Here is a 21,270-nt window from a genome sequence, read left to right on the forward strand (position 1 = left end):
CATCGAGGTCTCCCATGCCCGCCCTGCCCATCCCCGTCGCCGCCATCGGCCTGCTCGTGCTGTCCAACGTCTTCATGACCTTCGCCTGGTATGGGCACCTGCGGTTCAAGGGGACGGCCCTCTGGGTCGTGATCCTCGTCTCCTGGGGGATCGCCTTCTTCGAGTATTGCCTTCAGGTGCCCGCGAACCGCATCGGCCATGCCGCCTTCTCGGCGGCGCAGCTCAAGACGATCCAGGAGGTGCTGACGCTCTCGGTCTTCGCGGTGTTCTCGGTGACCTACCTCAAGGAGCCGCTGACCTGGAACCACGCCCTCGGGTTTGCCTTCATCGCGCTGGGCGCGTTCTTCATCTTCCGGCCTGGAGCCTGAACCAGCCGCCTAGCGCGGCGCGCGCCAGCCCGCCGCCTCCGCCTCGGCCACCGAGCAGAACCACCGCTCGCCCTGCGCCGCGTCGATGACGGTCGCCTCGTAGCGGGCGCTGCCGGGCACGTGGTAGATGCGCCCCGACCCCGAGACGTTGCCCTTGATCGCGCAGCCCTCCTCCGGCGCGCTCAGCACCACCACGTTCGACAGGTCGGGCGACAGGCCGGGGTCGGGCGCGCGGCGGTAGTCCTGCGGGCGCTGGAACTCGCCCTGCCAGACGCCCAGCCGGGCGCGGCGGGCCAGCTCCTCCTGGGCCACGTAGTCCGTCGAATAGTCGCGGTAGGCCAATGCGATCCCGCGCGCGACCAGCGTCCGGCCGATGTCCTCGCGCCCGACAGCGCAGCGTGACACGGCGCGGCCGTAGCGATCGGTGTCGAGCCGCTCGCAGCTCGCCTCCCGCCCGTCCCAGAGCATCCTCGCCTCGCCCACCGACCACGCGCCGCAGGCCCAGGGCTCGCCCTTGGCATCCTGGCAGACCTGCGCCTTCTCGGGCGCGTCCACGCCGTGCAGCCGGACGCGCGTCCCGCCCACGTCGAAGGTGTCGGCGTCGATCACCCGCAGCGCGCCGCGCGGGCCGTCCGAGGGCGGCTCGATGGTCAGGCCGAACAGCGCCGCGAGGCCGGCAAGGATCAGGGGACGGGACGCCATGCCCCAGATGTGATTCGGGACGGGCGCGCTGGCAAGGAAAAGTTAAGGATTGGTTAACGGCCCGGGCACCGATCCCGGGCCGTGGCGCCAGGGGCGCGCGGGCCCCGTCAGGACGACTTGGCCTTGTCCTCGTCCGTCTCGGACATCCAGCGGTTCATCCGCGCCAGCACGGTGTCGGGGATCACCCCCGCGAAGCTGGTGATGAGCTTGTTCATCAGTCCCGGCGTCATGCCCGCCTTGCCGGCCTTCATCGCCTCGAAGCCCGCCCGCGCCGTGTGCTCGGGCGTGTCCTTCAGGGAGGTCTCGCCCATGACGCTGTCGCGCATCTCGCCCCGGTCGAAGATCGGCGTGTCCACCGGGCCGGGCATCAGGCAGGTGACGGTGACGCCATGCTCCTTCATCTCGTCGTTGAGCGCGTAGGCGAGGCTGTCCAGATACGCCTTCGACGCGTTGTAGACCGCCTGGTAGCTCCCCGGCATGAACCCGGCGATGGAGCCGGTGACCAGCACCCGCCCCTCGCCCCGCGCCTGCATCCGGGGCAGGGCCCGGTGCAGCAGCAGCGTCGTCCCGAGGACGTTCAACCCGATCATCTCGCGCACGCGCGGCCAGTCCTGATCGACGAAGGCGTGGCCGAGCGTCAGCCCGGCGTTCGCCATGAGGTAATCGACCTCGCGCGCGCCGACCTGATGCCAGAGCGTCAGGACCCCTTCCTCGGTGGACAGGTCGGCCTGCACCACCTCCACCTGCCCGCCGTGCTGGCGCAGGTCGCGCGCGGCGTCCTCGATGGCGGCCTCGTTGGCGCAGATGATGAGGTCGCAGCCATCCTCGGCGGCGCAGCGGGCCAGTTCCCGCCCGATGCCGGTGGACGCGCCCGTGACGATGGCGAGCTTGCGGTCAGGCATGGAGCGCCTCCTCGGTGGACAGGGCGGCGGGACGCGGGCCGGCGGCGACGCCCGCCTCCATGTCCAGCTCGGTGCGGGCGCGGCCCTCCTCCTGCCGCCCCTTCTCCCATTTGGGCTTGAGCACGACCTTGGTCCATTCGTTCTGGTTGTTGCGGAACTGGTCGTAGCCCCTGGGGGCGTCCTCCAGCGCCATGACGTGGCTGATGAGGAAGGTGGTGTCGATCTCCCCCCGCTCGATCCGCTCCAGCAACTCGCGGTAGTAGCGCTGGACATGGGTCTGCCCGGTCCGCAGGGTCAGGCCCTTCTCCATCAGCGCCCCGGTGGGGAACTTGTCGGACATGCCCCCGTAGGCGCCGGGCACCGACACCCGCCCGCCCTTGCGGACGGCGGTGATCGCCTCGCGCAGCGCGCCGATGCGGTCGGCGCCGATGCCGACCTTCTGCTTGATCGTGTCGGGCAGGTTGAAGTTGCCGAAGCCGTGGCTCTCCATGCCCACCGCGTCGATCACCGCGTCGGGCCCCTGCCCGCCGGTCATCTCCATCAGCGCCTCAAGGACGTTGGTCTGGCTACGATCGATGACCTTGGCCCCCATCTTGCGCGCCAGCGCCAGCCGGCGGGGATAGTGGTCGATCACGATCACCTGCTCGGCCCCCATCACCTTCGCGGACTGGGCGGCAAAGAGGCCGACCGGCCCCGCGCCCCAGACGACGATGGTGTCGCCCGGCTCCACGGTCGCCTGGTCGGCGGCCATCCAGCCGGTCGGCAGGATGTCGGACAGGAACAGCGCCTGCTCGTCCGGGATGTGGTCGGGGATCACGATGGGCCCCACGTCCGAGAACGGCACCCGCACGAACTCGGCCTGCCCGCCCGGATAGCCGCCCGTCAGGTGCGAATAGCCGAACAGCCCCGCCATCGAATGGCCATAGAGCGTCTCGCTCATGTCCTGCTTCTCGACGGGGTTGGAGTTGTCGCAATGCGAGAACTCCTGGTTGCGGCAATGGAAGCAGGCCCCGCAGGAGATGGTGAAGGGCACCACGACCCGCTGCCCGACCTCCAGCGTGGACTTCGGGCCGACCTCCACCACCCGGCCCATGAACTCGTGGCCCAGGATGTCGCCCTTGAGGACGCCGGGGATCACGCCGTCGAACAGGTGCAGGTCCGATCCGCAGATGGCGGTGCTCGTGACCTCGATGATGGCGTCGCGGGGGTTGACGATCTGCGGGTCGGGGTGGCTGTCCACCTGGACCTTCATCTTGCCGTGGTAGGTAAGGGCGCGCATTCGGGGGCCTCCTCAGGCGGTCGCGGTCGGGATCGCGGTCGGGGTGGCGGACCGGGACAGGTCGGCCTGGACGGATGGGCCGCCCTGCTGGGCCTTGTTCGCCTTGTCCCGGCGGTTGACGTTGGTGGCGATCTCGCCCGCCTCCAGCAGCATCTTGAGCCGCTTGAGGTCGCGCCGCGCCTGCACCGACGGCTCGGCCGAGAAGAGCTTGGCCACCGCCTGCCCCAGCGCGCCCATCGGCGGCTTGTAGGCGATGACCGTCTCCACGATGGTCCCGCGCCCGCCCGGCGCGTCGCGGAACATCACCTTGCCCTCCGTCTCGATCTGGCTGTCGGGGGTGGACCGCCACGCGATCTGCTCGCCCGCGCGGTCGTTGACGATGCGCGAGCGGACCTTGACCGTCTGCCCCAGCGGCGCGCGGATCGTCCAGGTGGACAGGCCGGGCTCGGGCTCGCCGGCCTCGACGATGTTCTCCATGAACCGGGGCAGGTTCGCGAAGTCGCGCCAGAAGGCGTAGATCTCCTCGCGCGGGCGGTCGATCGTCACGCTGCGGCCCGTCACGGCGTAGTCGCCGAACCGCGCCTGCCGGGCGGTGCGGCCGGGGGCGTCGTCGGTCAGGCGCGGCGCGTCGGCGCGGCGCTTGGACTGGCTGGCCGAGGGGCCGAGATAGGCGTAGGCGGCCAGCCCCACCAGCGCGCCCAGCCCCAGGGTCGCGGCGGCGGCGACGACGCGGCGCTCGGTCAGCGGACCGGGGCGCGGGGCGGGGGCTCCGAAGTGATGGCCTTCAAGGGCGCCGTGCGGGGGCCAGGAAGGCCGCGGCTCGTCAAGCCAGGAATCGTCTCGGTCCATGCGAAGCTCCTCTGGGGGCGGGCCGGCCCGGCGCGGGCGGGCGGCGCGGGTCGGCCCGTGGATCGCGCCCTCAACGCGGGACGGGCCGGATCGGGTCCGAGGCAAGCGAACCGATTCGCCGCCCCTGCGTCAGCCCGCCGCGCGCCGCCGCGCGGCCCCCGGCTCCTGCGCCTCCAGCACCGCCTGCGCGAGGGACCCGTGCACCGCCCGCCCGCGCGGCCCCGGATGCGCCCCCAAAAGGCCGTTCGGGCAGTCGCGGTCGTCGTCCCAGCCGGGATGGTTGGCGATGGGATACAGGCAGATCCCCTCGACCGGCACGCCCCGCGCCCGCGCCCGCCCGACCTCCGCCGCCACATGGCGGAACCACGCCGCGCGCCGGTCCCCCTCGACCCCCGTCTCGGCGATCAGCAGCGGGCGGCCGTAGCGGGCGTGCAGCCCGAACAGCAGGTCCGACAGCGGCACGTGGGACGGATGATCCACGTCGATCTCCTCGCCGGTCCAGAGCCGCTGGTTGTTCCAGTAGTAGTTGACCCCCAGCACGTCGAGGAACCCCTCGCGCCCGCCCAGCATCGGCCACAGCCGTCCGGCGATCAGGTCGAAGGCCTGGAACTGGTAGCCCGTCTGCCGTTCGGCATCCGTCCGGCTGGCGGGGGTCGCGGGGTCGGGGTGCACCGCGATCAGCGGCTCGCAATGGACGAACCGCGCGCGCGGGTCCACGGCCCGCAGCTCGCGCATCGCCGCGATGGCGGCGGCGGCGAGCTGGCACTTCAGCTCGAACCCCCGCCCGCGCCCGAAGGGGTTGAGGTAGCCCACGTCGCCCCCCGCCCAGGCGTGGAACGACATCTCGTTGACCGGGCACCAGAACGGCGCCTCGTCCGCGACCGCCCGCCGGTGGAGCGCGGCCGCCCGCGCGAAGGCGGCGAAGCGCCCCACGAACTCCGGGCCCCAGATGTCCAGCCCCTCGGGCCAGCCGTAATGCAACAGGTCCCAGATCACCTGCGTCCCCGTCCGCCGCGCCGCCTCCAGCATCGGCGTCCAGCTTGCGAAGTCGTAGGTCTCCGGCGCGGTCTCGATCAGATGCCAGCGCAGCCCGTCCCGCTGCGTCCGCAGCCCCAGCGCCCCAAGCTGCCGATAATCCGCCTCGGCGTGGAGGTCGTGCCCCGTGGCCGCGATCACGTCGAGCCGCCGCCCGTCCCGCCGCACGTGGGTCGAGCACTCCCAGCCCCCCTGCATCACGCTCGCGAACAGCGACGGCGCGGGCGCGGGCGCGACCCCGGCCAGCGCCCGCGCGATCCGCCGCTCCCAGTCCCCCACGCCGGGAGCGCCGTCGATCACCGGCGGATGCAGCGCCATCCGCGCCAGCGCCATCGGCAGGTCCGGCGCCTCCCCCCAGGGCGCCACGGCATCCCAGCGCGGCAGCGCCCGGACCAGCAGCTCCACCGTGTCCTCCAGCGACAGGCCGAACGGCGCGTCGTCCACCTCCACGCCAAGGCCCCGCAGCCGGTCCAGCGTCGGCCCGGGGTCCCCCGCCCCCCGCGCGCAGGGGATCGCGCCCAGCCGATACCGCTCGCGCGGCAGGCTGCGGACGAACCTGAGGAGGTCGCGGTCCGCCGCCGCGTCGCCCAGACGCGCGGGGACGAGCAGCACGCGGGGCGTCGTCGCGTCGGAAGGAGGCTCGGGGACCACCGGGGCACCTGGACGGAAGGGAGAGGAATGGAGGCAGCAGGCCGCCGGGCGGGCCGGGACGCAAGCGGAGACCGGGACAGCGCGGCCCCGGTCCGCCACCTGCCCATTCCGCGGGCGGTCCCGGCACGGAACGGCCGGACCCGAAGGCCCGGCCGGGATCGTCACGGGGCGTGGATCACTCCGCCGCCGTGGAGGAGGCGGCGGTCCGCGCCGCCATCCGCTCGGCCAGCCGCCGGTAGGTCGCCAGCGCCTGCCCGACCACCTGGTCCATGTTGTAGTAGCGGTAGGTGCCCAGCCGCCCGAGGAAGATCACGTCGTCCCGCTGCAGGGCCAGCGCCTCGTAGCGCTTGAACAGCGCGGCGTTCTCGGGGCGCGGGATGGGGTAATACGGGTCGCCGACCGCCGACGGGTATTCGTAGGTGATCGAGGTCCGGTCGTGCACCTGCCCGGTCAGGTATTTATACTCCGTGACCCGCGTGAACGGCACCTCCTGCGCCGGGTAGTTGACCACCGCGACCTCCTGGAACCGCCGCTGGTCCAGCGTCTCGTGCCGGAACTGGAGGCTCCGATACGGGAGCGGCCCGAAGCGGTGCCCGAAGAAGGCGTCGATCGGCCCCGTGTAGATGGTCAGCGGCGCGAGGTCGCCGGCCTTCAGGTCGTGGAAGTCGGTCCCGAGCGCGAGGTCGATGTTCGGATGGTCGAGCATCCTCTCGAACATCCGGGTGAAGCCCTCCTTGGGCATCGCCTGGAACGTGTCGGTGAAGTAGCGGTCATCGAGCGAGGTCCGCGTCGGCACCCGGCTCGTCACCGACTTGTCCAGCTCGGACGGGTCGAGCCCCCACTGCTTGCGGGTGTAACCCTGGAAGAAGGTCTCGTAGAGGTGCCGCCCGACGGCGTTCACCACCACGTCGCGCGAGGTCCGGATGTCCTCCACCGGCTCGGCCTGCGCCGCCAGGAACGCCGCCGCGTCCTCGTCGGATTGCAGGTTCAGATTGTAGAGCCCGTTCAGCGTCGTCCGGTTGATCGGCATGGGGAGCAGCTTCTCGCCCACCTTGGCCAGCACCCGGTGCTCGTAGGGCCGCCACGCCGTGAAGCGGCTCAGGTAGTCCACCACCTGCTCGGAGTTGGTGTGGAAGATGTGCGGCCCGTACTGGTGGATCAGCACGCCCGCCTTGTCGTGGAGGTCGTAGGCGTTGCCCGCGACATGGGGCCGCTTGTCCACCACGAGGACGCGCTTGTTCGACCCCTCGGCCAGCCGCTCGGCCATGATGGAGCCCGCGAAGCCCGCCCCGGCGATCACCACGTCATAGGGCCTGGAGCCGCCGCGCCGGATGCCGGGGGCGGCGAAGCGGTCGGGCGCGCGCCGCGACCGGCGCATCTGCACGGCCTCGGCGAGGTGCCGGTCCATGCGCTTGAAGGTCGTGTCCCAGGACAGGTCCGCCAGCATCGCGTCCACGGCGGGCCGCCACGCCTCGGGCGTCCCGGCCAGCGCCAGCGCCGCCTCGCAGGCCGCGAGGAACGCCTCGGGCGTGTCGGCGATCCTCACGCCCTCCAGGTCGCCGTAATGCCGCACCACGTCGCGGATCGGCGTGGACACCACGGGCCGCCCGCCCGCCAGGTATTCCGGCGTCTTGGTGGGCGAGATGAAGCGCGTCGCCTCGTTGATGGCGAAGGGCATCAGCGCCGCGTCCCAGCCGGACAGGTAGGCGGGCAGCTCGGCGTAGGACTTGCCGCCGAGGTAGTGGATGTTCGCCCGGCGCGGCAGGTCGGCCTCGGCGATCTTCACCACCGGCCCGACCATCACCAGATGCCAATCCGGCCGCGACGCCGCCAGATGGTCGATGAGCGAAAGGTCGATCCGCTCGTCGATCACGCCGTAGAAGCCCAGGCGCGGATGCGGGATGCCGGCCAAGTCGGCGGGCTCGGCCATCCCCTGGCGGGCTTGGGCGAAGTGCCGCGCGTCCACCGAGGAGGGGAACGGGTGGATGTTGTCGTGCTGGAGCTTCTTGGCCTCCCAGATGCTCCAGCCGCCGGTGAACACCACGTCGGCGGCCCCGAGCAGCGCCGCCTCCCGCTCGCGCAGCTCCGGCGGCGCGAACTTGAAGTGCGACAGCTCGTCCATGCAGTCATAGACCACCGCGTCGGCCTCGACGTGCCGGGCGACCGGCCACATCATCGGCGTGTAGAACCAGAGCACCGGCTTGCCGCCGCCCTGGAGCGCCAGGAGGTCGTCGAGCATCGCGGCCAGCGCCTTCTCGGTTTCCTGCGCGGACCAGCCGCGCGGCACGCGCGGACGGATGGCCCGCACGTTGTCGTCCTCGAAGACGTGGATCTCGTAATAGGGCTTGTCGTGGTCGGTGGGGATGACCTCCTCCCAGTAGATCACCCGGCGGCCCTTGGCGAAGCGGCCCATCAGGTGCTGCGGCCGTTGCAGCACGAAGTCCCAGCGCAGATGAGAGAAGCAGATCAGGGGGCCGGATACGTCGTTCAGGGGGAAGGGGGTGGCGTCCGGCATCGTTTCTCCTGATCGTGTTGTTGTTGCCCCAGTCGCCGCGCCTCGGGGCCGGGATGGTCCTGCTCGCGAGGGCGGCTGAAGCGCGCCCAGGTCTGGCGCGCGGGGGTCTAACGCCATTGACCCACCTTCCGGTTCCCGCGGGACGGGAACTCTCGCCGCGGGCGCGAAGGGACTGGGCGGGTTCGCGCTGGACCGGAGGGCCGGAACCCGGCCCCGGCGGCGCGGTTGAACCCGGCCCGGACAGGGGCGCACGGCACCGGACGAAGGGGACAGCGTGGCGGACGAACTTCCTTGGGGCCTGGAGGCCGCGCGGCTGCTCGCGCTCCATGAGGAGGGCCGCCCCCTCCTTCACGTCGCCGCCACCGAATCGCGCGCCGAGGCCATCGCCCGCTTCCTCGCCGCCGCCGCGCCCGCCACCCGCGCCACGGCCTTTCCGCCCTGGGACGTGCTCCCCTACGACTGGGCCTCGCCCTCGGCCGCCGCCATGGGCCGCCGCATGGCCGTCCTGCGCCGCCTCGCGGACCCGTCCGACGCCCCCGCCATCGTCGTCGTCCCCCCTGCCGCCCTCCTCCAGCGCCTCCCGCCCCTCGGCGCGGCCCGGGGCTTCCCCCTCCGCGTGGGCCAGCCGCTCGACCCCGACGCCCTGCGCGCCTTCTGCGAATCCGCTGGCTACCGGCTCGACGACCGTGTGGACGAGCCCGGCGAGGTCGCCCTGCGCGGCGGCGTCATCGACGTGTTCCTCGCCGCCTCCGACTGGCCCTTCCGCATCGAGTTCGCCGAGGCCGTCACCGCCATCCGCCGCTACGACCCCGCCACCCAGCTTTCCGTGGAGGAGGTCGCCACCCTCGTCATCGACCCCGCCAGCGAACTCCCCGGCCCCCGCCCCGAGGACGAGGACCCCGGCGCCGAGCACCGCCTGTTCGACGCCTGGCCCGCGCTTGCCACCCTCCCCGACCACCTTCCCGGCGCACGGATCACCCTCGCCCCCGGTGCCCGCCGCGCCGCGACGCAAGGACTCGCCCAGATCGCCGAGGCCCACCGCGAACGCGCCCGCGACGACACCCCGGCCCGCCGCACCCCCCCGCCCGAACGGCTCTACCTGACCGCCGACGACTGGTCCGCCCTCCCGACCGAGGACCTCGACGCCACCGACTGGGAGCCCGTCCCCGCCTTCGCCCTCGACCGTCGCCCCCGCGCCGCCATCGCCGCCTTCCTGGCCGAACAGGCTGAACAGAACCGCCGGGTCCTCCTCACCGGCCACGCCGGCCGCGACCGCGCCCGCCTGACCCGCCGCCTGCGCGAGGCCGGCCAGCCGCCCGAGCCCGCCGCCGACTGGCCCGCCGCCCTCGCCGCGCCCGACCCCCTCCCCGCCCTCGAACCGGCGCTGGACGAGGGTTTCATCGACCGCCGCGCCAACCTCGCCGTCCTCGCCGCCCGCGACATCCTCGGCAGCCGCGCCGGCCTCCCCGCCGCCGAAGCCCTCGCCGCCCCCTGGACGCTGGAGGCCGCCGAGCTGCACGAGGGCGATCTCGTCGTCCACATGGAGCACGGCGTCGCCTGCCTCGACGGCCTGGAGACCATCGCCACCGAGGGACTGGAGGGCGAGGCCATCCGCCTCGAATACGCCGAGGGCCAGCGCCTCCTCGTCCCCGCCACCGAGGCCGGAAAGATCTGGCGCTACGGCGCCGACGAGGGCGAGGTCGCGCTCGACAAGCTGGACACCGGCAGTTGGGACAGGCGCCGCGCCAAGGTGTCCGAGGGGCTGGCCGAGACCGCCCGCGCCCTCATCGCCGCAGCCGAGGCCCGGCAGGCGACCGAAGCGCCCAGGCTCGACCCCGACCGCGCGCCCTACGAGCGCCTCGCCGACCGCTTCCCCTTCGAGGAAACGCCCGATCAGGCCCGCGCCATCGCCGCGACGCTCGCGGACATGGCCTCGGGCCGCCCCATGAACCGCCTCGTCATCGGCGACGTGGGCTTCGGCAAGACCGAGGTGGCGATCCGCGCCGCCGCCGCCTGCGCCTTCGCGGGGCGGCAGGTGGCGATCCTCGCCCCGACGACCGTGCTGGCCCGCCAGCATTTCACGAACGTCACCCGACGCTTCGAGGGCCTGGGCGTGGAGGTCGCCCAGCTCTCCCGCCTCGTCACCCCCGCCGAGGCCCGGCGCGTCAAGGCGGGCCTCGCGGACGGCTCCATCCGCGTCGTCGTCGGCACGCAGGCCCTCCTCGCCAAGGGCGTCGCCTTCGCCGACCTCGGCCTCGTCGTCATCGACGAGGAGCAGCGGCTCGGACAGGCCGACAAGCAGAAGGCCCGCGCGCTGGTCGGCAGCGCCCACCTCCTCACCATGACCGCCACCCCGATCCCCCGCACCCTGCAATCCGCGCTCGTCGGCCTCCAGGACCTGTCGGTGATCGCCACGCCCCCCGCCCGCCGCCGCCCGATCCGCACCCTGCTCGGGGAGCGCACGGACGACACCCTCCGCCACGCCCTCACCCGCGAACGCCGTCGCGGCGGCCAGAGCTTCGTCGTCGTCCCCCGCGTGGAGGACATCGACGCCGTGGCCGCCACGATCGCCCGCCTCCTCCCCCGCCTGCGCCTGCGCGTGGCCCACGGGCAGCTTCCCGCGCGCGAGATCGACGAGGTGATGGTCGGCTTCGCGGAGGGCGACGGCGACGTTCTGCTGGCGACCAGCATCATCGAATCCGGCCTCGACGTGCCGCGCGCCAACACCATGGTCGTCTTGCGCCCCGACCTGTTCGGCTTGGCCCAGCTCCACCAGCTCCGGGGCCGCGTCGGGCGCGGCGGCGCGCAGGCCTTCTGCCACCTCCTGACCGAGCCCGGCGAGGACCTCCCCCCCGCCACCCTGAAACGCCTCGGCACGTTGCAGGCCCTCGACCGCCTCGGCGCGGGCATGGCGATCAGCGCCCAGGACCTCGACCTGCGCGGCGGGGGCGAGCTGTTCGGGGACCGCCAGACCGGCCATGTCCGCCTGATCGGCCTCGGCCTGTATCAGGAGCTTCTGGCCGACGCGATCCGCGCCGCGCGCGGCGAATCCCCCCGCCACCGCGAGGTGGAGTTCCAGGCCGGCGCCACCGGCACCCTCCCCCCCGACACCATCCCCGAGCCCGAGGTGCGCCTCAACCTCTACCACCGCCTCGCCCGCACCCAGGACGCGCAGGACGTGGAGCGCCTCGCCGACGAGATCGCCGACCGCTTCGGCCCCCCGCCCCCCGAGGTCACGGACCTCCTCCGCGCCGCGCAGATCCGCGCCCTCGCCCGCACCCTCGGCGTCACCCGCATCTCCGCCGGCCCCGCCGCCGTCGCCCTCGACGTGGAGGGGTCCGAGGACCGCCTGTCCGAGGCCGTGGCGGCCTCCGGGGGCGCGCTCGAACGCATCGACGGCCGCCTCGTGCTCCGCCGGGAAAGCGAGGACGCGCGCGAGCGCATGACGCTGATCCTCGACCTGCTGGAGGAGCTGGCCTGATTCGCGGCGCCCTCCCGGACGATCCGTTAACATCCGGTTCCCCCAGCGCCCGATGCCGTCACACGGCGTGAACCCTTCCCCTGTTACACCTCTCCCCAGGCCAGCGCCGGAACCACGCCCGGTTCCTGCGGTTTGGCTGACAACTCGGGGAGGACCGCCATGCTCGACCTGACCGGAAAGGTCGCCATCGTCACCGGCTCGGATTCCGGCATCGGCCGGGCCACGGCCCTGGCCTTCGCGCAGGCCGGGGCCGACGTGGCCGTGACCTTCCACGCCGACGCGCAAGGGGGCGAGGACACCGCCGCCCGCGTCCGCGCGGAGGGCCGCCGCGCCCTGCTCAAGCAGCTCGACGTGACGGACGAGGATGCGGTCCAGACCCTCTTCGACGCCGTGGAATCCGACCTGGGCCTCCCCGACATCCTGGTGAACAACGCCGGTACCGGGGGCGACGCCGAGGTGGCGGACATGGACACCGCCACCTGGGACCGCGTGATCCGCACCGACCTTTACGGCCCCTTCTTCTGCTGCCGCGCCTTCATCCGCGCCCGCAAGCGCGCCGGGGCGCAGGGCGGCAAGATCGTCAACGTCACCTCCGTCCACGAGGCGATCCCCACCCCCGGCGGCGCGGCCTACGGCGCGGCCAAGGGCGGCCTCCTGACCTTCACCCGCTCCCTCGCGCTCGAACTCGCGCCGCTCCGGATCAACGTCAACGCCGTGGCCCCCGGCCTCATCCGCACCCCCATGACCGCCGAAAGGACCGAGGATCCCGAGGCCATGAAGGAGGAGCTGCCCCGCATCCCCTGGAACCGCCCCGGCGAGCCCGAGGAGGTCGCGCGCCTCGCGCTCTACCTCGCCGCGCCGGATTCGGACTACGTGACCGGCCAGAGCTTCACCATCGACGGTGGCCTGGAAATGAACTGGGGCCAGGGGGCGTGACCGGGATGGACTTCGCCCAGGCCCGCGACCGCATGGTGGACTCGCAGATCGCCCGGCGCGGCATCAGCGAGCCGCGCCTCCTGCGCGCCATGCGCGAGGTCCCGCGCGAGGCCTTCGTGCGCCCCGGCGACGAGGGCCGCGCCCACGCCGACGAACCTCTCCCCCTCGCCGAGGGCCAGACCATCTCGCAGCCCTACATCGTCGCCCGCATGATCGCGGCGGCGGGGGTGGAGGCCGGCGACCGCGTGCTGGAGGTCGGCGCGGGCTCCGGCTACGCCGCCGCCATCCTCGGCCGCCTCGCCGCCCATGTCACCAGCATCGAGCGCCGCCCCGCCCTCGCCCGCGCGGCGCGCGAGCGGCTGGCCCGCCTCGGCTACGCGAACGTCGCCATCCACGACGGCGACGGCACCCTCGGCTGGCCCGCCGACGCCCCCTTCGACGTCATCCTCGTCGCCGCCGGAGCCCCCTCGGTCCCCGAGGCGCTGAAGGCCCAGCTCGCCCCCGGCGGCCGTCTGGTCATCCCGGTCGAGCGCCAGGACGGTGCCCACGGCACGCAGGACCTCCGCCGCCTGACCCGCCTCGCCGACGGCTTCGAGGAAACCACGCTCGAACCCGTGCGCTTCGTGCCCCTGATCGGCGCGCAGGGCTGGAAGGAGACGCCGTGACCGACCTTTCCGCCCGCATCCGCGACGCGGCCGTGCCGCTCCCCGATCCCTCGGACCCTGCCTTCGGCGCGACCTTCGACCGCTACGCCTCGGCCCGCGTCGTCCTGCTGGGCGAGGCCAGCCACGGCACCTCCGAGTTCTACCGCGCCCGCGCCGCCATCACCCGCCGCCTGATCGAACGTCACGGCTTCGACGTGGTGGCGGTCGAGGCCGACTGGCCCGACGCCGCCGCGATCGACCGCCAGATCCGCGCCCTCCCGCCCCGCGACGGCGCCGAGCCGCCCTTCCAGCGCTTCCCCACCTGGATGTGGCGCAACGCCGACGTGGCGGCCTTCCTCCGCTGGCTGCGCGACTGGAACCGCGACCGCGCGCCCGAACGGCAGACCGGCTTCTTCGGCCTCGACATCTACAACATGAGCGGCTCCATCGGCGCCGTCCTCGCCTATCTCGACGAGGTGGACCCCGAGGCGGCGGGCGTCGCCCGCGAGCGCTACGGCTGCCTGCACCCCTGGGCCGAGGAGCCCGCCCGCTACGGCCGCGCCGTCCTCACCGAGGGCTACCGCCGCTGCGAGAAGGCCGTCGTCCAGCAATGGCGCGACCTGCTGGAAAAGCGCCTCGCCTACGGTCCCGAGGACTTCCTCGACGCCGAGCGCAACGCCAGCCTCATCGCCTCGGCCGAGCGCTACTACCGCATCATGTATCACGGCGACGAGGAGTCCTGGAACCTCCGCGACACCCATATGTTCGAGACGCTGCAAAGCATCCTCGACGCCCGCGGCCCCCGGTCCCGCGCCGTCGTCTGGGCGCACAACTCCCACATCGGCGACGCCCGCGCGACCGACATGGGCCAGCGCCGGGGCGAGCTGAACATCGGCCAGCTCTGCCGCGAATGGTGGGGCGAGGACGCCGCCCTGATCGGCTTCGGCACGCACACGGGCACCGTGGCGGCGGCGACCGACTGGGACGGCGACATGGAGGTGAAGCGCGTCCGCCCCTCGCGCGAGGGGAGCCACGAGCGCCTGTCCCACGACACCGGCCTCCCCCGCTTCCTCCTCGACCTCCGCGCCGACCCCGCCCTTTCCGCCGCCTTGGAGGAGCCCCGCCTCCAGCGCTTCATCGGCGTCATCTACCGCCCCGAGAGCGAGCTGTCCTCCCACTACGCCCGCGCCTCGCTCCCGCGCCAGTTCGACGCCTGGGCCTGGTTCGACGAGACCACCGCCGTCTTCCCCCTCGGCCCGGAACCTCACGATCACGGGCCCCGCGACGGCGCGATCCCCGACACCTTTCCCTTCGGCCTCTGACCGCGCATCATCCGCCCATGCGCGCCTTCCTTGCCATCCCGATCCCCGATCCCGTCCGCGACGCCCTCGAACGGGTGCAGGAGCAGCTCCCCTTCGGCCGACCCGCCGACCCCGAGCAGCTCCATCTCACCCTCGCCTTCCTGGGCGAGCAACCCGACGACCTCATCCAGTCCGCCCACGAGGCGCTGGAGGACCTCCGCTTCCCCGCCTTCGTCCTGCAGCTCCAGGGCCTCGGCACCTTCGGCGACCGCTCGCCCACTGCGCTCTGGGCCGGGGTGCGCGACCCCGCGCCGGCCAAGGCCCTGCGCGACCGCATCCTCCCCGCGCTCCACGGCGCGGGGATCACGCTCGAACGCACCCGCTTCCGCCCCCACGTCACGCTCGCGCGCCTGGCCCGCACCGCGCCCGCCGACCACGAGCGCCTCGCGCGCTTCCTGTCGCGGTGGGAGGCCTTCCCGTCGCCCGCCTTCACGGTGGATTCCTTCGCGCTCTACCGCTCGACGCTCCGCCCTTCCGGCGCCATCCACGAAGAGCTGGCGCGCTACCCGCTCACGTAGGGCGCGCTCCGGCCCGCCATGTCGCGCCGGTGGCGGGGCGAACCCCGCCCCACGGTCTCCGCGCCGCTGCCTCCTACCCCGCCCGCGCCACGCGCCGAGGCTGCGCCGCGACCTCCTCGCGGAACTGCGCGATGGTCCGCTCCAGCCCCTCGCGCAGCGCCACGCGCGGCTCCCAGCCCAGCTCCGCCCTGGCGCGCGAGATGTCGGGCCGGCGCTGGCGGGGATCGTCCTGCGGCAGCGGCTCATAGGCCAGAGGCGAATCCGATCCCGTCATCGCCAGCACCAGCTCGGCCAGTTCGCGCACCATGAACTCGCCGGGGTTGCCGAGGTTGACCGGCCCCCGCGCCTCCGACCGCATCAGCCGCGCCAGCCCCTCGACCAGATCGTCCACGTAGCAGAAGGACCGCGTCTGCGTCCCCTTGCCGTAGAGCGTGATCGGCTCCCCCATCAGCGCCTGCCGCACGAAGTTCGACACCACGCGCCCGTCCTCCGGGCTCATGCGCGGCCCATAGGTGTTGAAGATGCGCGCCACGCGCACCTCGACCCCCTGCCGCTCGTATTCGTAGAACAGCGTCTCCGCCGCCCGCTTCCCCTCGTCGTAGCAGGCGCGCGGCCCCCAGGTGTTCACGCAGCCCCGGTAGCCCTCGGCCTGGAGGCTCACCTCCGGGTCGCCATAGACCTCCGACGTGGAGGCCTGGAGGATGCGCGCGCCCTTCTCCTTCGCCAGTTCCAGCAGGTGCAGGCTCCCCTGCACGCAGGTCCGGAAGGTGTGCAGCGGGTCGCGCTGGTATTGCGGCGGCGAGGCGGCGCAGGCGAGGTTCCACACCTCGTCGAGCGGCCCCTCGACCGTCACCGGCTGGCCGATGTCGTGCCGCAGCAGGCTGAAGCGCGGCGCGCTCATCAGGTGCGCCACGTTCCCCAGCCGCCCGGTCTGGAGGTTGTCGAGGCAGATCACCTCGCACCCTTCCCCGATCAGCCGCTCGGCGAGGTGGGAGCCCAGGAACCCCGCGCCCCCGGCCAAAAGGATGCGGCGGGGGCGGGCGGCGGCGGGCTTGGAACGGCTCTTGCGGGGCATGGGGGCACCTCGATTGTGCGCCAAGGAAGGCGCAATTCGACGGACGCGACCGGAGGCCGGAATTGCGGAGGCCCGGAACCGGGGCCGCCATTTCGCGAACCGGCCCGGTCACGAAAGCTTCATCAACAAACCTAGCGCAGCGGAGCGTCCGTCAAGCCCTTGAGGTTGCGCTCCCGGCCCTTGGAAATCCCCGATCCATTCCGGCCCGATGAACCGCTCCATTCCGCCCCGGCCCGGAATGGAGCCCGCCGGGCCAGCCCTATTCCAGCCAAGAATCTTCGCACGAAAATTCTTGGCCCCCTCCCCCTAATCGCAGCTCACCCAGGCCTTCACGAAGCCCTCCGGCTTGTCCCGCGTGGCGTCCAGCGCCTCGCCCAGCCGCTCCAGCGGGTAATGGTGCGTCACCAGCGGCCCGGGATCGAGCCGCCCCGCCGCCGCCGCCGCCACCGCCTCGCGCAGGCCCCGCAGGTTCACCGCCGGGTCGCGCTCGTGGGCGTTCACGATGTCCAGCCCCCGCCAGTTCCAGCCGCCCACGTTGATCGTCCGGGGCCCGTCCTGATGATACCCCGCGATCACCAGCCGCCCGCCCTCGGCCACGATGTCGCCGGCGAGGTTCAGCGGCCATTCCTTGCCCACCGCCTCGATCACCACGTCGCACATCCGCCCGCCCGTCAGGCGGCGGACCTCCTCGACGATGGCCCAGTGGTCGTGCATCGGGATCGCCTCGGCCGCCCCCATCGCCCGCGCCAGCGCCAGCGACTCCTCGCGCCGCGACACCGCGACCACCCGCGCGCCCGCCTCGGCCGCCAGCCGCGTCACCGCCGCGCCGATGAAGCCGATGCCGATGACGGCCACCACCTGCCCGGCCTCGATCCGCGAGCGGCGGAAGATGTTCACCGCGCAGCCCAGCGCCTCGCCGGGGAACGGTTGCCCGTCCAGTTCCGGCGGCAGCGGCACGGCCTGCCCCGCCGCCACCACGTCGTGCGAGGCATAGCCGTGCTGGTTCAGCACCGCGACCCGGCTCCCGACCGCCAGTCCCTCGACCCCCTCGCCCAGGGCGTCCACCACGCCCCAGCCCTCGTGCCCCAGGCCGCCGGGCTCGGTCGGGAAGCTCACCCAGTCCGGCCCCGCCCAGGGCTCCAGGTTCGACGCGCAGACCCCGCAGCCCTCCAGCCGCACCCGCACCTGCCCCGGCCCCGGCACCGGGAGAGGCAGCGTCACCACCTCCACCCGCCCCGGCCCGGTCACGCGGGCGGCGCGCATCGTCCCGCCGCTCATGTCCGGAGGAGCCTCGCCCATGTCCGAACGAGTCTGGATCAAGTCCGGACGATCGGACCCCATGTCCGGACTTGTGCGCGCCAACGTCTCCGCGCTCATGTCCGGACCTTCCGATGCACAGGAAACAGGCGATCGGGTCTGTCGGTCATGGGCCTTGTCCTTCCGTAGCGTCGCGGCGGCCCATCGGTTTCCAACCGGGGCCACCCCTGTCCCGTTCCAGCCTAGGTCGCCACGGCCCCGCCGCAAGGGGCGTCCCCGCCCCCGCCCGATGCGTCCCCGATGCGCCCCCGATACTCCAAGGCCACGATCCGCGGCGGAAATCCGCCAGCCCGCCTCGCTGGTCACGACTTCGGGAACCTACTTAGAAGATGAGCGTTCCGGACCCACTGGCGCCAGAGCGCAGGGGGACCGATGACGAAAGTTCTGATCACGGGGGGATGCGGCTTCATCGGCCGCCACGTCGCCGAGGAGATGCTGGCCCAGGGCCACGAGGTGCGCCTTTACGACGCCCTGATCGACCAGGTCCACGGCGTCGCCACCGCCGCCCTCCCCGAGGGAGCCGAGGTCGTGCGCGGCGACATGCGCGACGCCGACCGCCTCCGCCCGGCGCTCAAGGGCTGCGACGGCGTGATCCACCTCGCCGCCGAGGTGGGCGTGGGCCAAAGCATGTATGAGATCGCCCGCTACGTCGGCGCCAACGACCTCGGCACCGCCGTCCTGCTGGAGGCCATGCTCGATCATCCCGTGTCCCGCATCGTCGTCGCCTCCTCCATGAGCGTCTACGGCGAGGGCACTTACGCCAAGCCCGACGGCACCCTCCTGGAGACGATCCGCCGCAAGCCCGCCGACATCCGCGCCGGCCAGTGGAACCCCACCGGCCCCGAGGGCGAGCCCCTCACCCCCGTCGCCACGGGCGAGGGCAAGCGCGTGGACCTCGCCTCCATCTACGCCCTCACGAAATACGCGCAGGAGCGCGCTGTCCTGATCTTCGGCGAGGCCTACGACGTCCCCGCCGTGGCGCTGCGCCTGTTCAACGTCTTCGGCGCGGGTCAGGCGCTGTCGAACCCCTACACCGGGGTCCTGGCCAACTTCGCCTCCCGCCTGGCCTCGGGCTCGGCCCCCACGATCTTCGAGGACGGCGAGCAGCGGCGCGACTTTGTCCATGTCCGCGACGTCGCCCGCGCCTTCCGCCTCGCCTACGAGAGCCCCCGCGCGGCGGGCGAGCTGTTCAACATCGGCTCCGGGCAGGCCTACACCATCTCCGGCGTCGCCCGCCTCCTCGCCGGCGCGATGAACCTCCCCCACCTCGCCCCGGAGATCCTCGGCAAGTCCCGCTCCGGCGACATCCGCAACTGCTTCGCCGACATTTCCAAGGCCCGCGACCTCCTCGGCTTCGAGCCCCGGCACCGGCTCGAGGACTCGCTCGACGAATTCGTGGACTGGGTGCGCGGCGAGGTCGTCGTGGACCGCGGCGCCGAGATGCGAAAGGAGCTCGAAGCCAAGGGGCTCGTCTCGTGACGGGTCCGGTCCTCATCACCGGCGGCTCGGGCTTTATCGGCTCCAACCTCGCCGACAGCCTGCTGTCCGAGGGGCGCGAGGTGCTGGTCCTCGACAACCTGAGCCGCCCCGGCGTCGGGCAGAACCTCGACTGGCTCCAGGCGAACCACGGCCCCCGTGTCCACGCGCTACGCGCCGACCTCCGCGACGAGGCCGCCCTGCGCGAGGCCACCCGCGACGCCTCGGCCGTCATCCACCTCGCCGCGCAGACGGCGGTGACGACCAGCCTCGCGGACCCGCTCGACGACTTCGAGGTGAACGCGCGCGGCACGATCAACCTGCTGGAAGCCGTGCGCGCCACCGGCCGCCGCGTCCCCGTCCTCTTCGCCTCCACGAACAAGGTCTACGGCTGCCTCGAAGCCCTCCCCATGGCCGAGGCCGCCGACCGCCACCTTCCCGCCGACGAACGCCTCCGCGCCAACGGCATCGCCGAGGACCAGCCCCTCGACTTCCGCACCCCCTACGGCTGCTCCAAGGGCGTCGCCGACCAGTATGTGCTCGACTACGCCCGCTCCTACGGCCTCCCGGCGGCGGTCCTGCGGATGAGCTGCATCTACGGCCCCCGCCAGTTCGGGACCGAGGATCAGGGCTGGGTCGCCCATTTCCTCATCCGCGCCCTTCAGGGAGAGCCGATCTCCGTCTACGGCGACGGCAAGCAGGTGCGCGACGTCCTCCACGTCGCCGACGCCGTGGCCGCCTACCGCACGGTCCTCGCGAACATCGACGCCCTCTCCGGCCGCGCCTTCAACCTCGGCGGCGGTCCCCGCAACGCCGTGAGCCTCCTTTCCGTCCTGCGCGAGATCGAGCGGATCGTGGACCGCCGCCTTCCCGTGACCCACGGCGACTGGCGGCAGGGCGACCAGCACTGGTTCGTGGCCGACACCGCCCGCCTCACCCAGGCGACCGGCTGGCAGGCCCGCATCGGCTGGCGCGAAGGGCTGGCCGACCTCGCCTCCTGGCTCCGCGCCCACCGCGTCCGCATATCCGAGCCGATGTCCGAGCCCGCACCCGTCCCGAAGCGCGTCCGCGCATGACAGAGGGCCTGCGCCTCCTCATGACCCTCGACGCGGTGGGCGGCGTCTGGCGCTACGCGATGGACCTCGCCGGCGCGCTCCGCCCCGAGGGGGTGGAGACGGTGTTCCTCGGCTTCGGCCCCCGCCCCACCGACGCCCAGCAGGCCGAGGCCGCCCGCCTCGGGACGCTCGACTGGACCGACGCGCCGCTCGACTGGCTGGTGGGGGACGCCGGCGCGCTCTCCGAGGTGCCGACCCTCGTCGCCCAAGCCGCGCGCCGTCACGGGGCCGACCTCCTCCACCTCAACCTCCCCACCCACGCGGCGGGCCTGGACACCGACCGCCCCGTCCTCGTCGTCTCCCACTCCTGCGTCACCACTTGGTTCCGTGCCGTGCGCGGCACGGGCCTCCCCCCCGGCTGGGAATGGCAGGGCGACCTCAACGCCCAGGGCCTCGCCCGCGCCGATGCCATCGTCGCCCCCTCGCACGCCCACGCCGCCGCGCTCCATGCCTGCTACGGCCCTGTCCCTCGCCTGCGCGTCGTTCCCAACGCCACCGCCGCCCCTCTGGGCGAGACCAAGGGCGAGCCCTTCGTCATAGCTTCCGGCCGCTGGTGGGACGAGGGCAAGAACGGCGCGCTCCTCGACGAGGCCGCCGAGAACACCAACCTCCCCATCCACCTCCTCGGCCCCACGCACGGCCCCAACGGCGCGACCTTCGCCGCCCGCCACGCCCTCCCGCGCGGCGAGCTGCCCCATGCCGAGGCCGTGGCCCTCATGCGCCGCGCCGGGATCTTCTGCTCCCCCTCGCTCTACGAGCCCTTCGGCCTCGCCGTGGCCGAGGCCGCGCGGATGGCCCTGCCCCTGGTCCTGTCCGACATCCCGACCTTCCGTGAGCTCTGGTCCGACGCCGCCGTCTTCGTCCCGCCCCGCGACCCCGAACGGCTCGCCGCCACTCTCGACGCCCTCGCCTGCGACCCGACCGAGCGCCGCCGCCTGGGCGAGGCCGCGCAAGCCCGCTCCCGCCGCTTCACGCCCGAGGCGCAGGCCGCCGCCATGCTCCGGCTCTACGCCGACCTCGTTCCCCAGCCCGTCACCCAGAGGTGA

At 73.0% G+C, this 21,270-nt stretch carries 17 protein-coding genes; 9 read left to right on the top strand and 8 right to left on the bottom strand.

Annotated elements, in window-relative coordinates; genetic code table 11:
- Window positions 1-14 precede the first annotated feature (14 nt).
- On the top strand, window positions 15-368 hold the full coding sequence (locus J2Z33_RS03165) for a DMT family protein (RefSeq protein ID WP_209837822.1): 354 nt from the start codon (window positions 15-17) through the stop codon (window positions 366-368).
- A 9-nt stretch (window positions 369-377) separates the two neighbouring features.
- Here J2Z33_RS03165 and J2Z33_RS03170 read toward each other — a convergent pair whose 3' ends face one another.
- The 6 genes from J2Z33_RS03170 to glf form a co-directional block, all read right to left on the bottom strand.
- Window positions 378-1,070, bottom strand: a complete 693-nt coding sequence (locus J2Z33_RS03170) for a thermonuclease family protein (RefSeq protein ID WP_209837824.1) — start codon at window positions 1,068-1,070, stop codon at window positions 378-380.
- A 107-nt stretch (window positions 1,071-1,177) separates the two neighbouring features.
- Window positions 1,178-1,972, bottom strand: a complete 795-nt coding sequence (locus tag J2Z33_RS03175) for an SDR family NAD(P)-dependent oxidoreductase (RefSeq protein ID WP_209837826.1) — start codon at window positions 1,970-1,972, stop codon at window positions 1,178-1,180.
- Window positions 1,965-3,251, bottom strand: coding sequence for a zinc-dependent alcohol dehydrogenase (locus tag J2Z33_RS03180; RefSeq protein WP_209837828.1), 1,287 nt, complete (start codon window positions 3,249-3,251; stop codon window positions 1,965-1,967). The genes J2Z33_RS03175 and J2Z33_RS03180 overlap by 8 nt, the downstream gene beginning before the upstream one ends.
- 12 nt (window positions 3,252-3,263) lie before the next feature.
- Window positions 3,264-4,100 (bottom strand): SRPBCC family protein, encoded by an 837-nt coding sequence (locus J2Z33_RS03185; RefSeq protein ID WP_209837830.1) that lies wholly within the window; start codon window positions 4,098-4,100, stop codon window positions 3,264-3,266.
- 129 nt (window positions 4,101-4,229) lie between these two features.
- Entirely contained in the window at window positions 4,230-5,747 is a 1,518-nt protein-coding gene (locus tag J2Z33_RS03190) for a hypothetical protein (protein WP_209837832.1), read from the bottom strand.
- A 214-nt stretch (window positions 5,748-5,961) separates the two neighbouring features.
- Window positions 5,962-8,301 carry a UDP-galactopyranose mutase gene (gene glf / locus J2Z33_RS03195; RefSeq protein WP_209837834.1) on the bottom strand — a complete coding sequence of 780 codons (2,340 nt, stop codon included), beginning with the start codon at window positions 8,299-8,301 and terminating at the stop codon, window positions 5,962-5,964.
- Between the two features lie 274 nt (window positions 8,302-8,575).
- On the opposite strand from glf, the gene J2Z33_RS18640 reads away from it, so the two are divergent.
- The 5 genes from J2Z33_RS18640 (at window position 8,576) to thpR (ending at window position 15,241) form a co-directional block, all read left to right on the top strand.
- Entirely contained in the window at window positions 8,576-11,782 is a 3,207-nt protein-coding gene (locus J2Z33_RS18640; protein WP_209837836.1) for a DEAD/DEAH box helicase, read from the top strand.
- A gap of 159 nt (window positions 11,783-11,941) precedes the next feature.
- The gene (locus J2Z33_RS03205; RefSeq protein ID WP_209837838.1) at window positions 11,942-12,718 is read left to right on the top strand and encodes an SDR family oxidoreductase; all 777 of its coding nucleotides are present in this window, start codon (window positions 11,942-11,944) and stop codon (window positions 12,716-12,718) included.
- A gap of 5 nt (window positions 12,719-12,723) precedes the next feature.
- A complete protein-coding gene (locus tag J2Z33_RS18180) occupies window positions 12,724-13,383 on the top strand; it encodes a protein-L-isoaspartate(D-aspartate) O-methyltransferase (RefSeq protein ID WP_245218540.1) in 660 nt (219 codons plus the stop codon).
- Complete coding sequence (locus tag J2Z33_RS03210) at window positions 13,380-14,684, top strand: erythromycin esterase family protein (RefSeq protein ID WP_342454115.1); 1,305 nt, start codon at window positions 13,380-13,382, stop codon at window positions 14,682-14,684. Before J2Z33_RS18180 ends, J2Z33_RS03210 begins: the two co-directional genes overlap by 4 nt.
- A 17-nt stretch (window positions 14,685-14,701) precedes the next feature.
- The gene (gene thpR, locus J2Z33_RS03215) at window positions 14,702-15,241 is read left to right on the top strand and encodes an RNA 2',3'-cyclic phosphodiesterase (RefSeq protein WP_209837840.1); all 540 of its coding nucleotides are present in this window, start codon (window positions 14,702-14,704) and stop codon (window positions 15,239-15,241) included.
- A gap of 73 nt (window positions 15,242-15,314) precedes the next feature.
- Here the strand turns inward: thpR and J2Z33_RS03220 are convergent, their stop codons facing one another.
- Complete coding sequence (locus tag J2Z33_RS03220; protein ID WP_209837842.1) at window positions 15,315-16,316, bottom strand: UDP-glucuronic acid decarboxylase family protein; 1,002 nt, start codon at window positions 16,314-16,316, stop codon at window positions 15,315-15,317.
- A gap of 306 nt (window positions 16,317-16,622) precedes the next feature.
- Window positions 16,623-17,594 carry an MDR/zinc-dependent alcohol dehydrogenase-like family protein gene (locus J2Z33_RS03225; protein WP_245218511.1) on the bottom strand — a complete coding sequence of 324 codons (972 nt, stop codon included), beginning with the start codon at window positions 17,592-17,594 and terminating at the stop codon, window positions 16,623-16,625.
- A gap of 411 nt (window positions 17,595-18,005) precedes the next feature.
- Between J2Z33_RS03225 and J2Z33_RS03230 the strand changes: the two genes are divergently transcribed.
- From J2Z33_RS03230 to J2Z33_RS03240, 3 genes are read left to right on the top strand one after another with little or no spacing between them, the layout of a single operon-like run.
- A complete protein-coding gene (locus J2Z33_RS03230) occupies window positions 18,006-19,112 on the top strand; it encodes an NAD-dependent epimerase/dehydratase family protein (protein WP_209837844.1) in 1,107 nt (368 codons plus the stop codon).
- Complete coding sequence (locus J2Z33_RS03235; protein ID WP_342454116.1) at window positions 19,109-20,185, top strand: SDR family NAD(P)-dependent oxidoreductase; 1,077 nt, start codon at window positions 19,109-19,111, stop codon at window positions 20,183-20,185. Before J2Z33_RS03230 ends, J2Z33_RS03235 begins: the two co-directional genes overlap by 4 nt.
- On the top strand, window positions 20,182-21,270 hold the full coding sequence (locus J2Z33_RS03240; protein WP_209837846.1) for a glycosyltransferase family 4 protein: 1,089 nt from the start codon (window positions 20,182-20,184) through the stop codon (window positions 21,268-21,270). Before J2Z33_RS03235 ends, J2Z33_RS03240 begins: the two co-directional genes overlap by 4 nt.

Source organism: Rubellimicrobium aerolatum (genome assembly GCF_017872975.1).
Taxonomy (GTDB): domain Bacteria; phylum Pseudomonadota; class Alphaproteobacteria; order Rhodobacterales; family Rhodobacteraceae; genus Rubellimicrobium; species Rubellimicrobium aerolatum.

What these genes read in the sequence shown, in the direction of transcription:
- J2Z33_RS03165 (WP_209837822.1), top strand. Translation starts at nt 15, where the DNA reads ATGCCCGCCCTGCCCATCCCCGTCGCCGCCATCGGCCTGCTCGTGCTG.
- J2Z33_RS03170 (WP_209837824.1), bottom strand. Translation starts at nt 1,070, where the DNA reads ATGGCGTCCCGTCCCCTGATCCTTGCCGGCCTCGCGGCGCTGTTCGGC.
- J2Z33_RS03175 (WP_209837826.1), bottom strand. Translation starts at nt 1,972, where the DNA reads ATGCCTGACCGCAAGCTCGCCATCGTCACGGGCGCGTCCACCGGCATC.
- J2Z33_RS03180 (WP_209837828.1), bottom strand. Translation starts at nt 3,251, where the DNA reads ATGCGCGCCCTTACCTACCACGGCAAGATGAAGGTCCAGGTGGACAGC.
- J2Z33_RS03185 (WP_209837830.1), bottom strand. Translation starts at nt 4,100, where the DNA reads ATGGACCGAGACGATTCCTGGCTTGACGAGCCGCGGCCTTCCTGGCCC.
- glf (WP_209837834.1), bottom strand. Translation starts at nt 8,301, where the DNA reads ATGCCGGACGCCACCCCCTTCCCCCTGAACGACGTATCCGGCCCCCTG.
- J2Z33_RS03205 (WP_209837838.1), top strand. Translation starts at nt 11,942, where the DNA reads ATGCTCGACCTGACCGGAAAGGTCGCCATCGTCACCGGCTCGGATTCC.
- J2Z33_RS18180 (WP_245218540.1), top strand. Translation starts at nt 12,724, where the DNA reads ATGGACTTCGCCCAGGCCCGCGACCGCATGGTGGACTCGCAGATCGCC.
- thpR (WP_209837840.1), top strand. Translation starts at nt 14,702, where the DNA reads ATGCGCGCCTTCCTTGCCATCCCGATCCCCGATCCCGTCCGCGACGCC.
- J2Z33_RS03220 (WP_209837842.1), bottom strand. Translation starts at nt 16,316, where the DNA reads ATGCCCCGCAAGAGCCGTTCCAAGCCCGCCGCCGCCCGCCCCCGCCGC.
- J2Z33_RS03225 (WP_245218511.1), bottom strand. Translation starts at nt 17,594, where the DNA reads ATGAGCGGCGGGACGATGCGCGCCGCCCGCGTGACCGGGCCGGGGCGG.
- J2Z33_RS03230 (WP_209837844.1), top strand. Translation starts at nt 18,006, where the DNA reads ATGACGAAAGTTCTGATCACGGGGGGATGCGGCTTCATCGGCCGCCAC.
- J2Z33_RS03240 (WP_209837846.1), top strand. Translation starts at nt 20,182, where the DNA reads ATGACAGAGGGCCTGCGCCTCCTCATGACCCTCGACGCGGTGGGCGGC.